The sequence below is a fragment of the Chloroherpetonaceae bacterium genome (genome assembly GCA_025056565.1).
GTDB lineage: Bacteria > Bacteroidota > Chlorobiia > Chlorobiales > Thermochlorobacteraceae > Thermochlorobacter.
The window spans coordinates 7,219-20,608 of sequence record JANWWA010000005.1; the positions used below are offsets into that span (position 1 = coordinate 7,219).

8 protein-coding genes and 1 tRNA gene are annotated in these 13,390 nt (G+C 50.3%); 5 read left to right on the plus strand and 4 right to left on the minus strand.

The window, feature by feature from the left end; genetic code table 11:
• Together NZM05_05280 and NZM05_05285 are read right to left on the minus strand one after the other, a co-directional pair.
• A partial coding sequence (locus NZM05_05280; GenBank protein MCS7013028.1) for an Hpt domain-containing protein occupies nucleotides 1–3,992 on the minus strand: 3,992 nt, incomplete at its 3' end.
• 74 nt (nucleotides 3,993–4,066) lie between these two features.
• On the minus strand, nucleotides 4,067–6,640 hold the full coding sequence (locus NZM05_05285) for a methyl-accepting chemotaxis protein (GenBank protein ID MCS7013029.1): 2,574 nt from the start codon (nucleotides 6,638–6,640) through the stop codon (nucleotides 4,067–4,069).
• Between the two features lie 284 nt (nucleotides 6,641–6,924).
• On the opposite strand from NZM05_05285, the gene NZM05_05290 reads away from it, so the two are divergent.
• Nucleotides 6,925–7,011: transfer RNA gene (locus NZM05_05290), tRNA-Ser, on the plus strand.
• A 125-nt stretch (nucleotides 7,012–7,136) separates the two neighbouring features.
• Here NZM05_05290 and NZM05_05295 read toward each other — a convergent pair.
• Nucleotides 7,137–7,403, minus strand: a complete 267-nt coding sequence (locus NZM05_05295; protein MCS7013030.1) for a cold shock domain-containing protein — start codon at nucleotides 7,401–7,403, stop codon at nucleotides 7,137–7,139.
• Nucleotides 7,404–7,490: 87 nt separating this feature from the next.
• On the opposite strand from NZM05_05295, the gene NZM05_05300 reads away from it, so the two are divergent.
• Complete coding sequence (locus tag NZM05_05300) at nucleotides 7,491–7,694, plus strand: hypothetical protein (protein ID MCS7013031.1); 204 nt, start codon at nucleotides 7,491–7,493, stop codon at nucleotides 7,692–7,694.
• A 181-nt stretch (nucleotides 7,695–7,875) separates the two neighbouring features.
• On the plus strand, nucleotides 7,876–10,458 hold the full coding sequence (locus NZM05_05305) for an ATP-dependent Clp protease ATP-binding subunit (GenBank protein ID MCS7013032.1): 2,583 nt from the start codon (nucleotides 7,876–7,878) through the stop codon (nucleotides 10,456–10,458).
• A gap of 56 nt (nucleotides 10,459–10,514) precedes the next feature.
• Here the strand turns inward: NZM05_05305 and NZM05_05310 are convergent, their stop codons facing one another.
• A complete protein-coding gene (locus NZM05_05310) occupies nucleotides 10,515–11,279 on the minus strand; it encodes a DUF169 domain-containing protein (GenBank protein MCS7013033.1) in 765 nt (254 codons plus the stop codon).
• Between the two features lie 599 nt (nucleotides 11,280–11,878).
• Between NZM05_05310 and NZM05_05315 the strand changes: the two genes are divergently transcribed.
• Nucleotides 11,879–12,271, plus strand: a complete 393-nt coding sequence (locus NZM05_05315; GenBank protein MCS7013034.1) for a hypothetical protein — start codon at nucleotides 11,879–11,881, stop codon at nucleotides 12,269–12,271.
• A complete protein-coding gene (locus NZM05_05320; GenBank protein ID MCS7013035.1) occupies nucleotides 12,268–13,326 on the plus strand; it encodes an ATP-grasp domain-containing protein in 1,059 nt (352 codons plus the stop codon). Before NZM05_05315 ends, NZM05_05320 begins: the two co-directional genes overlap by 4 nt.
• The last annotated feature ends 64 nt before the right edge of the window (nucleotides 13,327–13,390 follow it).

The following is a 13,390-nucleotide window of genomic DNA, read 5'->3' on the forward strand; positions in this document are numbered from 1 at the left end:
GCGCCGATGGCATCGGCGGCTTGGAAGAGCACATCAATAAGCGGCTTAGGTGCTTTGAGATTTCTATCTCGCACCAGTTGCAACGAGTCTTCCATCTTGTGCGCAAGGTCGCTGATGTTGCGCAGTTGCACCATCGCCGCCGAACCCTTGATGGTGTGCGACCCACGCAACACCCGATTGACCAGCTCAGGCTGCTGAGTGTCCGCAAACTTGTCTAACTCTAACAAATCCTCGTTGAGCTTCTCTAAATACTCCGTCGCCTCCTCCAAAAAAATCTGCTGAAGCTCATTTGGCACGAATTTGGGCGTTGGCTCGGGCGTGCCGCTGGCAGTAATCGTACCAAACTTATCTAACTGGTCGGTGTAATTTTTTAGGATACTGACAAGTTCATCTTTCTTTGGATGTTCATCTTTGCCGGTGTTGCGGAAGGTGTTGAGCATGGCGCCGATGGCATCGGCGGCTTGGAAGAGCACATCAATAAGCGGCTTAGGTGCTTTGAGATTTCTATCTCGCACCAGTTGCAACGAGTCTTCCATCTTGTGCGCAAGGTCGCTGATGTTGCGCAGTTGCACCATTGCCGCCGAACCCTTGATGGTGTGCGACCCACGCAACACCCGATTGACCAGCTCAGGCTGCTGAGTGTCCGCAAACTTGTCTAACTCTAACAAATCCTCGTTGAGCTTCTCTAAATACTCCGTCGCCTCCTCCAAAAAAATCTGCTGAAGCTCATCGGGCACAAATTTCGTGGCTGGCGAAGTAGATTCAGCCATGGGCACAGCAGGCGGAGCAAGGTCAGTAGAAACCTCGCTCATCGCATCACCAGTTGAGCCAAGTTCAGGTGGCGCAGTAAGCGAATCGTCAAGCGTAAGGTCAGTGCTAGAAAAGTCCAAGAGCGACTCAGAGGATGCCAGCTGAGGCTCTTGGGGCGCAGCCGAAGCTGATGCAGAAGGCTCGGTAGCATTGGCTTGCGTGCTAGCTGTGTCCGCGCCTGCTGTATCATCAAGCAGCAAGTCCGAGTTAAGGAATGCGGAGTCATCAAGGAAAAGCAGCGTGTCATCAATAGCTTGTTCAGAAAGCGTGTCGGCTGGTTTGTTCTTGGCTGAAAGGTCATACAGTGATGAAAGCTCCTGTGTGCGCATGTCCGAGTCACTAAGTGCAGTGTCACTCAGTGCCGATTCGTCTAAGAGCAGCTCACTTGCAAGCAAATCGTCTTGAAGCAAAAGTGAGTCTTCAGCACCAGTATCAGGGGAGGGAGTGACTGATTGCTCGGGTTCAGGTGCAGTGGGCACTTGAGCCGATAGCTCATCGAGCAGTGCAAGGTCATTCTCCTGTGTGGCTAAGTTGCCACAGTCAGACAAGAGAAGATTATCTGGCTGCGGTTCATCAGGAAAGTGCAGAGCAGAGTCATAAGTCAGTGCATTCTCCAATGCAGGGGTATCGGCAACTGGAGTAGACTGACTGGTAGGAGACACAGCAGGTGCGTGCAGGTCGACTTCTGATGAGCTTAGAGTAGGTGAATCAGCAAGGACATCTAAATCTTTGAAAAGCTCATCGGTAAGTTCGGGCAAAGGCTCAATGAGTGACTCGGAAGGTGGTAAAAGCAACTCATCTTGAAATTCAGTAGGCGGAGTCGTAGTGGCCGCATGGACAAAAAGCTCCGTGTCAGGAGAAGTGGTCTGATTAGGCAAGGTTGAGCTTGCTGGTGCATCAACATCAAGCGCTTCATCAGGCAAAATGAAATCAGTAGGTAAAAAGTCAATTTCTTCTGAGAGCTCTTGCTCTGCGTGCAAGCGTTCAAACTCTGAGAAGAGCAGTCCGATGGCTTCATTGACTTTGGTCATCAAACTTGCCTTAAACGCTTCGGGCTTCGGCTGTGATTGATTGGCGGAAAGAATGTAGTTGCCAATGTCGCGAATCGGCGAAAGTGAGGAAGTCTGCAAGGCGCCAAGAAAGTCATCGGAGGCAAGAATGGTCTCAAAGAAATTGGCTGCAAACTCTCCCGCATCCGTGCGCGGAAGGGTTAAGCGGACTTGGCGCAGGGTGTCTAATGCAAGTGCCAGATAGTCAGGCATATCTGCTGCAGCAGAGCTATCCATCTGGAAAGTGAGCTCGTTAGAGTCAGCTAATGATGCTAAAGCGTCGCTGAGACTGCCTATTTCATCTGGAGAAGAAATAGCCGCATCCTCTGAGGCAGGGACTGCCGAAGGCAGCTCGAGCGCTGGTGCATCAGGTATTGAAAGTTCGGAGCGGGCAGATTCAATCAGTGATGAGGTTGATATCGTAGTGGTGCTATCTGCTGTCTCCGAAATCTCTGCTGAAGGTGACGAAGTTGCTGTATCAGGTAAAGCAATGGCGGACTCAATATCCTGTGCAAGTTCCTCGAGAGCCGCAGGCGGCAAAGTAGGCAGCGGCTCTTCCTCCGGCAACGGTGGGGGCTTCAAAGTTGAAAGTAGCTCGTCCAGCTCTGCATCAAGTTGCTGGGCAGACGGCGCATCAGTTTGAGCAGAAAGTGCAGTTGAAAGCGATGAGACAATCTCGTCCGACAGTGCTTGCAGCTTGGCAAGCGGAGTGCGTTGAAGCCAAGACTCACCAATGAAGTTTGCAAATTCTTTTAGCCACTCGTGCTCAGTTTGGCTAAGCGCTGCCAGAATATCTGGTGAGCTGAGAAGTTCGCTAAGATGTCTGTGGCCAACAGAGTCAGGCGAGGTTTGCGCCTTGACACGTGTGAGCACCTCTGTAACATATTGAATGTATTGCGCTTCGGTCGGTTCAGCTGACTCAGCAGGCAAGGTATCAGGCAAAACTGGTTCAAGATCTTGCACAATATGCGTGATGTCAGAGACCTTTGGTAGCTCAGCAGATTCTGGCTCAGCAAGAGGAGGCGGTGCAGCTTTGTCCAAGAGCGAGAGCACCTCATCAGGCTCTACAGGAGCACTTTCGGCATAATCGGTAAGCTGTGCTACTGTAGCAGGGTTGTTCATTGCTGTGTTGAACAAGCCAAGCAAGTAAGTGGCAACTTCACTTGCAATCTCACGAGAAAGTTTAGATTCAGAGGCAGATTTCTGACTCTCGAGAAAATCCTTGAAATCTGAGATGCCAGAGATAAATGAAAGTGTAGAAAGGTCAGCGAAAATGTCGGGCGAATTAGAGAGCTTTGTGAAAGTGCGTAAAACAAGGTGTGAAATGCTTTCACGCTGTGCAAGCTGGTCAAGATGTTCTGCTATAAAGCGAACAAACTGGCGAATTGCAGGTGGCGTTGTCTCTGCGGTAGAGGTGCGAGTAACTACTAGTGGTGCGGTGCGGTGAGTGCGAGATGCTTTTTTCCCATTTGCAAAGGTAGCCGCTGGCAGGGAAAAACTGTAGCTGAAAAGCGAAGTAAAAGAAATGCCGAAGTCAGGGTTGCAAGTATCCTTCACGAAATAAGGGCGTGCACGCTTGGGCACAGCAGAAAATGCAGGGAGCGACACTGTCACCTTCTCCGTAGTCTCAGGAGAAGCGGGTAGCGACGAAAATGCGGCGTCTTCATATTGCAGACGCTCGAACTGCTCTATGTAATCACTGAGAGCCTTTGCAACATCTTTCCGAGCCTCAATTGCTTTTAGTGAGTCGCTGAGAAATTGTGCCGTTGGCTCCAAGCTCTGCGTGAGAACATCATGCGCCTTGAGATGACCGCTCATAAGGTCGTCCCGAAGCGACTGGCGCGTGCTTTGAAGAAAGTCAGCAAAATCTCGCAGAAGGTCAATTCCAGTGGCACTGAGGTCAGTAATTGGCTGGGATGATTTAGCAAGCGCTTGGAAAAATTGCACCACGAGCTTGCTGGAACGTGAACGTTGGGTACGCCGCAGCTGCTTGATATGTGCAGCAAGGTCGGAAAGAAAGAGCCTAATGACTTCGTCAATGTAGGCTGCAATAGATTCAGCAGAAGAATGCTCAGAGGGACGATTGGGCCTAGCGAAGCCTATTCCTTGCGTCAGAGTCTTTGCTTGTGCCATATTCCTTCCCGTGATTTTGCTTCTCTACAGTTGCCGTTTCTAACGAATGACCAAGTGTCAGCACGAGTAAGTCCTCAAGGAAGTGGACGTCTGTTAGCACTGCCAGAGTTTGTGTTCGAGAAATTATCTTCTAAGAAAAGGTCATCTTCAGTTTGAAGCGCTGGCAGCGTAACGTCATCAAGCTTAGAGGCTTGTGGTGATGGCGTTGAAGTGGGCGGCTGAGTTGCGCTGAGCGCTTCGCCAATTTTTTCTTTCGTGCCTGACGAAGCTGGAATGCGGAAGCGAGACACAGAGCGAGCAAGTTGCTGCGTAATGGCGTTCAGACGCATAGCCAGCTGAGCCGACTGCTTCGAACCCAGAAGCGATTGCTTAGCGATTTGTGACACTTCATTCATGGCGCTCACAACGCCGCTGGAAGCGATATCCTGCTGCTTAGCGGCTAATGAAATTTCTTGAATCAGCTCCGTAGACTGCTGAACCACGCTGCGAATTTCTTCCAATGCGCGAGAAGCTTGGTCAGCAAGTTTGGTGCCGCGTTCTACCTCAAGCGTACCGCGTTCCATGGCGGACACAGCGTCTTGCGTTTCTGACTGAATCGTCTGCACAAGCTGTGAGATGTCGTTAGTGGCTTTCGAGGAGCGTTCTGCCAGCTCACGCACCTGTTCAGCCACGACGGCAAAGCCACGACCAGCTTCACCTGCGCGGGCGGCTTCAATCGTAGCGTTGAGCGCCAGAAGGTTCGTCTGGTTTGCAATGTCCTCAATCGTTTGCACGATTTTGGAGATTTCAAGCGACGATTCACCAAGTGATTTGATTTTCTGGGCAGAGTCTTGCACAGTTGCGCGAATTCGTCTCATCCCTTCAATCGTCTCAAGCACCGTGTTACCACCGGTTTGTGCAACCTGTGCAGCGCGCTGAGCTGCTTCCGCTGCCGAGTCAGCGTTCATCGCAACTTGGCGAATAGAGGCAGCCATTTCTTCTACGGCTGCAGAAGCATTAGCAACTTGCACCGACTGTTCTTCTGCACCACGCGCCATTTGTTCCGTAGCAGCCAAAATTTCAGAGGCAGCACCACCAACTTGAAGCGCCGCAGTTTGCACTTCTTCAATGAGCTTACCTAAGTCATCAACCATGAGGTTGAAGGAATCCGCCAGCGCACCCAGCGCACCTTCGGTAACTACTGCGCGCTGTGTAAAGTCGCCTTCTGCAGAGTTCGACACGACAATCAGAAGGTCTGTGAGCTGCTTCTGCATCGCATCGCGCTCCGTCTCCGTTTCAATCAGTGCTGAAAGGCGACGAATCATTTCGTTGAATTGATTGGCAATTTCTTCAAACTCATCGCCTGTAGCAAGGCTGGAGCGCGCATTGAAATCGCCTGCTAGCACGCTACTCATTAGCGACTTAATTTCGCTCAGTGATGAGAGAATTTGGTCGCTCTGACGCTGCGCAATGAAGAATGCCAAAACCATACCGCCAGCCAGCATCGCCAAAAGAAGTCCAATCACCGTAAAGAGAAGCGTGTTAGCAGAGCTTTTCTGCGCCTTCATTTGGGAAAGAAACGGTGAATAGTCCAGCGAGACAACAGAAGCACCGATTGTTTCACCTGCACTGTTTTTGAGTGCATTATACTGCGCTACGGCTTGGGCTATTACATTCGTGGTTGCGCCTTTTACAAAAGCAGTTTTCTCGTTCTTGACGCGCTCCCACGCAAAGTCAGGAATCTTGTAGCCAAATGCAGGAATGTCGCTGGAGACTTGTTCAGAAGTTGAGACGCGAATGCTGTCAATCGTAAATGAAATCGCAAAGGCGTCTTTCGGCGTAAAGGCATGGTAGTCGCTTAGCAAAACCTCTTCATTTTTGTTGAGCAATTTGCCAGCAAATACCACTGCCACAGGTTCGCCTGATTGAGAGAGAATCGGGGTGACCACGCTAAGCATTAAGCCGCGCTCTTCTTTACCTGCAACATCAAGACCATAGCCCGTTCCATCAACGCGAGCTTGGTCAGCCAGCGTATTCTTGCCCGCAATCGTGATGTTTGGAACGACGTTGAGCGGAGTAACCGCTTCGGTTTTCAGCACCTCGACAGGGTAAAGCTCAAGTGAAGCGGTAGCTTGCCCTTGCAAAGCCTGCTTGAAGAGGCGACCGAGAGCCGCTGCAGGGCGCGCAGCCGTCGGATAGTCTTGTGAGTAGACATCATCACCGAATTTGTTAGGGTCAGTAGCACGGACAATTACACGGCCGTCGGTACCAACTATCGTGAGCATACTGAGCCTGAGGCGCTTCATCGCATCGACGCTTAGGAGGTGAAGTTTTGAGCGAGCATCATTTGGCGCATAGCTCAGTTGCGCAAGTGCATCACGGTATGCAGAGCGAGAAACCTCGTCTTTCAAGCTGCTTTCAGCCCGCTGCAGACTCTGCGTAAGCAAAGCCTCCAAGATGCGTTCCTGCTCGAGAATGCGAGACTCAACAACTCGATCAACTTCTGACACATACCGCTTATACTGCCCGTCTTGAATCGAATAGACAACAACTACAATGCCGATGCTCACCAAGAGGATAGGAACAGCGACAGAGATTAGGAAGTCACGAACAAGCTTTCCTCTAAGGCTGCTGCTGGAGAATGCATTGCTGATAGAGAGAGTTGCCATATTTGGAGTCAGTAGTTTTCACAGTTGTCAATTGCCACAAAAACACTTGCACATAAAATCACCTTTGCAAGAGACAAAGTTCACTTGCAAAGATGTTCAGATAGCAAATGTAAGATGCTAAACCTGCCGTAGCGGTAAAGTAACAAACACACGTTGATTTACAAAACAAGTGGCAAGACGGGCGGCATGCGGGCATCGTGAATGCCTTTTACGGCGCAAGCACCACAATTTTGGCAGATGTGTATAAGGTTGTATCTTTATTGCCTTTCTTTCTTACACAGGTCGGAGAGGTGCGAGAGTGGTTGAATCGGTCGGTCTCGAAAACCGATATAGCCGTCAGGCTATCGTGGGTTCGAATCCCACCCTCTCCGCACTGACCACGGCTGGGCAGCGTTTGTACCCAAAAAAAAACAAATAAGGCTATATGCCTGACTCAGAGGCACATAGCCTTCCACACGGCAATAGAGCGGAGACAGATTCTTTGGCTCGGGCACCGCTACTTCATACTACTACCTTTCTCGCCAGATGACTCTGGCCCTTTGGACGACAAGGGCGTCAGTTGCCTGACGTTTTGCGCTTGCAGTCCTTTTGCGGTGGTAATTAGTTCAAACTCAACTGGCGCGCCCGTATCGAGCATCTTATACTTCCGGTCTGAACTAATTGCCGAGTAGTGCACAAAGATATCTTCACCGCCGTTGGGGTTCAAGATGAACCCATAACCTTTCTTGCCGTCAAACCACTTAACATTGCTACGATGTGCCATTGTTTGGTACCCCTCTGTTTACAGCTTTTACTACGTTGATGGATTCTGCTCCGCTACATACTACCAGCTCTACTTCCTCCCACAGCAATGTATACGGCTGCTGTAGCTCAAGCAATTGAATGTCCAGAAATTCAGCGACTTGCCAGAGTCGATAGGGTCGTTTTGGGCGGTATCTTGCTACACTGGGCGTATCTACTGACACTTTGTCGCTACACTTGCCAAATTGAACTGAAAAATTATCGGTCTGTGGCACTACTTTTGTCAGGGTGGAAAGAGACGGTAGCCCGATAGTGCAACCAGCAAACGTTCAAGTAGCCAACTGCCCCTTAACTGGCGAAACTTTGGACTTGGCACAGCGTTTGTGCATGTGAAAGTCTTGGCAAACCTAAGTGTGGCACTGTGCGGCGCAAGGAGTGTAGGCGCACCGCCTGCTGCTAGGGTTGCCACATCAATCTTTGTAGGAGAGGAAAGTATGGAACAGAACTTTTCAAGTGGGGTTCAATCGGCATTGCGTTTCAGCCGCGAAGAAGCCTTGCGGCTCGGTCACGACTATATTGGCACAGAGCACCTCTTACTGGGGCTACTGCGTGACCGAGACAATGTGGCGGTTAAGTCTTTGGAAAATCTGGGCGTCGATATTGATGCGCTGAAAAAATCAATTGAAGACGTGGTCGGTCGCTCATCAGGTGTGCCATTTTTTGGCAACCTTCCGCTTACAAAATCAGCGGAGGCTGCTTTGCGCCGCATGCCGCTGGAAGCCCAAGCAATGAAGGCGTCGTTCATCGGCACCGAACACCTTTTGCTGTCGCTTTTGCGCGATGAACAATCAATCGTAACGCAAACGCTGTCCCAGTTCGGAGTTACTTATGCCGATGTGCAGCGTGAGGTGCTCGAGCACTTAGAGTCATCGACGTCGTACTCTGGTTCGGAATCTGCAAAAGGCGTGCGCAGCGAAGAGCCAGAGCTGGTTAGTGCCGGCGAAGTGCCCGCCTCCGAACCGCCTAAACCGCGCATTAGCCAGCAGCCTAAAGGACGCACAAAGACGCCCGCACTGGACACCTTCGGACGCGACCTAACAAAACTGGCTTTGGAAGACAAACTTGACCCAGTGATCGGTCGTGATAAGGAAATTGAGCGTGTGGTTCAAATTCTGTCTCGCCGCAAGAAAAACAATCCTGTGCTCATCGGTGAGCCAGGCGTAGGCAAGACGGCTATTGCTGAAGGCTTAGCCTTACGCATTGTGAAAAGACAAGTGCCAGCTGTACTCTTTGGCAAGCGCGTGGTTGCGCTTGATATGGCAGCAGTCGTAGCAGGCACAAAGTATCGTGGGCAGTTCGAGGAGCGTATGCAAGCTCTGGTGCAAGAGCTGGCTAAATCACCCGATGTGATTCTCTTCATCGATGAGTTGCACACGATTGTTGGCGCAGGCGGTGGGCAAGGATCGCTTGATGCATCAAACATCTTCAAGCCTGCTTTGGCAAGAGGTGAGTTGCAATGCATCGGTGCAACGACTTTAGATGAGTATCGCGAATACATCGAAAAAGACGGTGCCTTAGAACGGCGATTCCAAAAGGTGCTGGTAGAGCCGCCAACAGCTGAAGAAACGCTGCAGATTTTGGAGCAAATTAAATCGCGATACGAGGCACACCATAATGTGCGCTACACCAAGGCAGCACTTGAGGCAATTGTGAAACTCTCAGACCGATACATTCAAGACCGCTATTTCCCAGACAAAGCTATTGATGTGCTGGATGAGGTTGGCAGTCGCGTGCACCTGTCGAACATCGTGGTGCCGCCTGAAATTATGCAGTTAGAAGCACGGCTCGAGGCGCTGCAGAAAGAAAAGAATGAAATGGTGCGCCAGCAACGCTTCGAAGAAGCGGCAAAGTTACGCGATGAGTACAGACGCGTGCAAGAAGAGCTGAAAGCGCGTGAGAAAGCATGGGCGGAGTCAAATGAAGTCTACGAAGTAACCGAAGATGCAGTAGCCGCCGTCGTAGCCAGTATGACGGGCATACCAGTCGAGAAAGTAAGCATAAACGAATCGCAGAAACTGCTCAAAATGGCTGATGCGCTAAAGGCGCAAGTAATTGGTCAAGACGAAGCAGTCGAGAAGCTCACGCGTGCTATTCAGCGCAGCCGTGCGGGGCTGAAAGATCCAAACCGTCCAATTGGCTCGTTTATCTTCTTAGGACCGACGGGTGTCGGGAAAACCGAGCTTGCTAAAGCTCTTGCACGCTATCTTTTTGGCAGCGAAGAAGCGCTCATTCGCATTGATATGTCGGAGTACATGGAGCGCTTCAACGTAAGCCGACTGGTCGGTGCACCGCCCGGCTATGTGGGGTATGAGCAAGGCGGTGAGCTGACAGAAAAAGTCCGCCGCAAGCCCTACTCGGTCATTTTGCTCGATGAAATTGAGAAAGCGCATCCAGAGGTCTTCAATATGCTGTTGCAACTTCTGGACGACGGTATTCTAACCGACTCGCAAGGTCGGCGCGTCGATTTCAAGAACACGGTCATAATTATGACCTCCAACATCGCTGCACGCGATATTGAAGCGCGCGCCAAAGGCACCATTGGCTTTGCTGTCGAGCGAGAAGAAGACAAATTCCGCTCCGTGAAATCCACTGTGGAAGAAGCGTTGCGTCGATTCTTCTCGCCAGAGTTCCTCAACCGAATTGACGATGTCGTGGTCTTCAAACCGCTCGAAAGAGCGCACATTGCAAAGATTATTGACCTGCTGCTTGAAAAGGTCTATGCTCGCTTCAAAGCGTTAGGTATGTCGGTACAGATGACAGAGGCAGCAAAAACCTTCCTGATTGAAAAGGGCTACGACAGCAAGTTTGGTGCAAGACCGCTGCGACGTGCGTTACAAAAGTATGTAGAAGATCCCCTCGCTGAAGAACTTTTGCGCTCACGCTTCAAGGCGGGAAGCACAATTGAGATTGACCTCGATGAAAGCAAGGACAAGCTCTGCTTCAGAGAAATCGCAGCCGCTGAATCGGTGCTGAGCAGTGTGGGCACACTAAGTGGCTCATCGACGCAAACGGTGTAAAAAAGCGCAAGAAAGGGCGGAGAGCAAGTCCGCCCTTTTGTTTTTTTACTGGCAAGCTATAAGGCCGTAGTTGCCTGCACTGGCTTTTCGTGGTATAGGTTGTGCCTATACATCGTGCTGTTTCGGCAAATGCGCAACAAATTGTTGACCGCAATTTCTAAGAGTGCAAATGGAAAAGCCAGCAAGACTTCGTCATCTTTGATGTTCATGCCTGTGTTGCCACCCAAATCACCTAATGTAAAAGTAGGTTTGCCCGTATGCATCACATAGCTGGAGACCATCTCGCAGGTTGAAGTGCCAGCAATACCGTGCACAATTTCGCCACTGTCAAAGCCGTAAGCGCGCAAGATGTGCTGTCCCTGATACGGTTTGCAGATAATATAGACAAGGTCAGGGCGAAGTGCCTCTAGATCCATTCGCTCCAATGGCGAGATAATTTGTGCCACAAACTCACCGTCCTGAAACGGCAAAGTAGATGCCATTGCACGCTTTAAACCTTCCAGCGTGCCGTAGACTAAATTTTCTCCAATCATAAACTTTGCCGCTTGCTCCACAGGCATCGTGGAACCAAACCCAGCAGCAATCGTGCCACCGCCACAGATGTGGTCGGACTTCACCGTGTAAAATGGGCCGGCACCTGCAAAAGCATCACCCCACATTGCGCAAAGCATAGACTTTGCAACGCCTTCGGCGTCAGCACCGAACTTTTTGACGCCCGCTGGAATTTCGCTAAGCGACTTGATGAACTTGATGCCAATTGGCTTGCGCTCTAAACCTTCAATTGAGACAAGCGCATCGGAGAGTTCTTTTGGTGTTTTCATTGCTGACTGCATTTAATGTTTGACGAAAGTATGCGTGCAAATGCAACTGTGGCAAAAATCGCACGTGCAGTGAAACAAAAAAAGCGGCTGAAGGTCTTTCAGCCGCCAGTGTCCTTTTTCAATGGTGTATACGCCGTCTGGAAAAAATGACCGATGCACAGCGGAGGGGAAAGTCGGCACTTTTCCGTCAGGCGTTACTCCTAAATTTCACTACTGAAAGTTATGCATTTTGCGAACAAGAGGAAGATGCAGATTGCACTTTCGGGGAAAATTTTAGCTGTGTGTAAGTCTTTCTTTTGTGAGGACTTACTCAAAAAATCGACTAATTCGTTCTTTGCTTTGCCGAATGGCGTGGGCGACGGGTAAATACTCTCTACGGCAGAGCCACAGTGAGAGCTGAAAAAAATTAGGAAAAGCTAAATGCACTCCGTAGAAATTGCTATCTTTGCATCGCTTATGCCTAAAAAGTTCAAGCTCAGTGTGCAAGTCAGGAGAAGGATTAAAGCTGTTAGCTTAGAGGAGTGGGAGTGGTTTTGCGTAGCTGGAGCGTAAGCAAACAGTCAAGTCGAAGGTATTTGAGCCTCATAAACAAACTTGGTATGTCCAAAGACAAAAACTTGCCCCCATCGTCAGGCAGTAAAGAAAAAGCGCCAAAGGGCAGTATGCGTTGGCTTTGGGGTGCTTTGGGCTTGGCAGGTGCAGCGGTTTTAGGTATCGTGGTCTCGCGCAAGATGAATCAAGCAACCGATAAGCCAAAGCCAGCAAGAAACGAGTGGCAACTCATTTCGCGTATTGATGCGGCGCTCTCTGAGGCAGGTATCTACGGCGTAGAGGTCTATCTCAGGCAGCAGAAGGTTGTGTTGATTGCAGCGCCGCAGTATCGAGCGCAGCTTGAGCGGGCAGTTGAGGTTGTCCAAAATCTGGAAGGGGCTACACTCATTGATGCGCTTATTCGTGAAGAATCGGCCATTGCGCCTGAAAAAGGAAAATGAAGGTTGCGCTGCTTTACAATCAAAAGCCTGAAATAGACTCTGGCATCAGTCGTTATGCCTCAGATGAGTATGCTGAATGGGATAATCCTGAAACCATTCAAGCAGTAGCCGGCGCACTGCGTCGCCATCCAGCTGTCTCGGAACTCATAATGATTGATTGCCACCCTAAGCGGATTCGTGCAATTGTTGAGACCTTAGAGCAAACAAAGCCAGACATTTGCTTTAATATCGCGGAAGGCATCGGCTTGCCAAGCCGAGAAGCGCAGATTCCTGCTCTGCTGGATTTGATGGGGATTCCATACACAGGTTCAGATCCAGCCACGCTCTGCATTACACTGGACAAAGCACGCACCAAAGAAGTGCTGGCATACTACGGCATACCTACGCCTCATTTCCAGGTCGTAGCATCGCATCAAGAAGCAGAGCAATGTGTGCAACACACGCATACTTACCCGCTTATTGTCAAGCCCTTGCATGAAGGTTCAAGCAAAGGGATTTTTGAACGCTCAGTTGTGTATTCTGCCAAGGAATTACAAGCACAGTTACAGGAAGTGTTAATGAGGTATCATCAGCCTGCGTTGGTGGAGCAGTTTCTACCGGGAAGGGAATTTACAGTGGGCCTGTTAGGCAATGCTAATGCTGTGGAAGTGTTACCAATCGTGGAATTGTCGTTTGAGCAGTTGCCGAAAGAATCGCGCCGAATTTATTCCTACGAAGCAAAATGGCTTTGGGACGATCCAAGTCGCCCAGTCGAGGTCTTCTTGTGTCCTGCGCCGATTGAGACGGACTTAGGAGAAGAAATTGCAAGGCTTTGTCGGCAAGCCTTTCAAGTATTGCGCTGCCGAGACTGGGCACGCATTGATGTGCGCTTGGATAGCAACCACCAGCCGCACATTCTTGAAGTCAATCCACTGCCGGGCATTTTACCGAACCCTGACGAACACTCCTGCTTACCGATGGCAGCCCGACAAGCGGGTCTGTCTTACGATGCACTAATCCAGCGCGTCCTTGATGAGGCGCTCAAACGCTATGCGCTGGCGCACAGCACACGTTGATGGTAAACTCTAAATTTTGTTGTAAATTCCAACCGAACTGAAAAAGTGGCGCAAAAAGCGCTGG

Bases quoted from the DNA above. Each gene is read 5' to 3' on its own strand.
- NZM05_05285 (MCS7013029.1), bottom strand. From the start codon at position 6,640: ATGGCAACTCTCTCTATCAGCAATGCATTCTCCAGCAGCAGCCTTAGA.
- NZM05_05295 (MCS7013030.1), bottom strand. From the start codon at position 7,403: ATGGCACATCGTAGCAATGTTAAGTGGTTTGACGGCAAGAAAGGTTAT.
- NZM05_05300 (MCS7013031.1), top strand. From the start codon at position 7,491: ATGTATACGGCTGCTGTAGCTCAAGCAATTGAATGTCCAGAAATTCAG.
- NZM05_05305 (MCS7013032.1), top strand. From the start codon at position 7,876: ATGGAACAGAACTTTTCAAGTGGGGTTCAATCGGCATTGCGTTTCAGC.
- NZM05_05310 (MCS7013033.1), bottom strand. From the start codon at position 11,279: ATGAAAACACCAAAAGAACTCTCCGATGCGCTTGTCTCAATTGAAGGT.
- NZM05_05315 (MCS7013034.1), top strand. From the start codon at position 11,879: ATGTCCAAAGACAAAAACTTGCCCCCATCGTCAGGCAGTAAAGAAAAA.
- NZM05_05320 (MCS7013035.1), top strand. From the start codon at position 12,268: ATGAAGGTTGCGCTGCTTTACAATCAAAAGCCTGAAATAGACTCTGGC.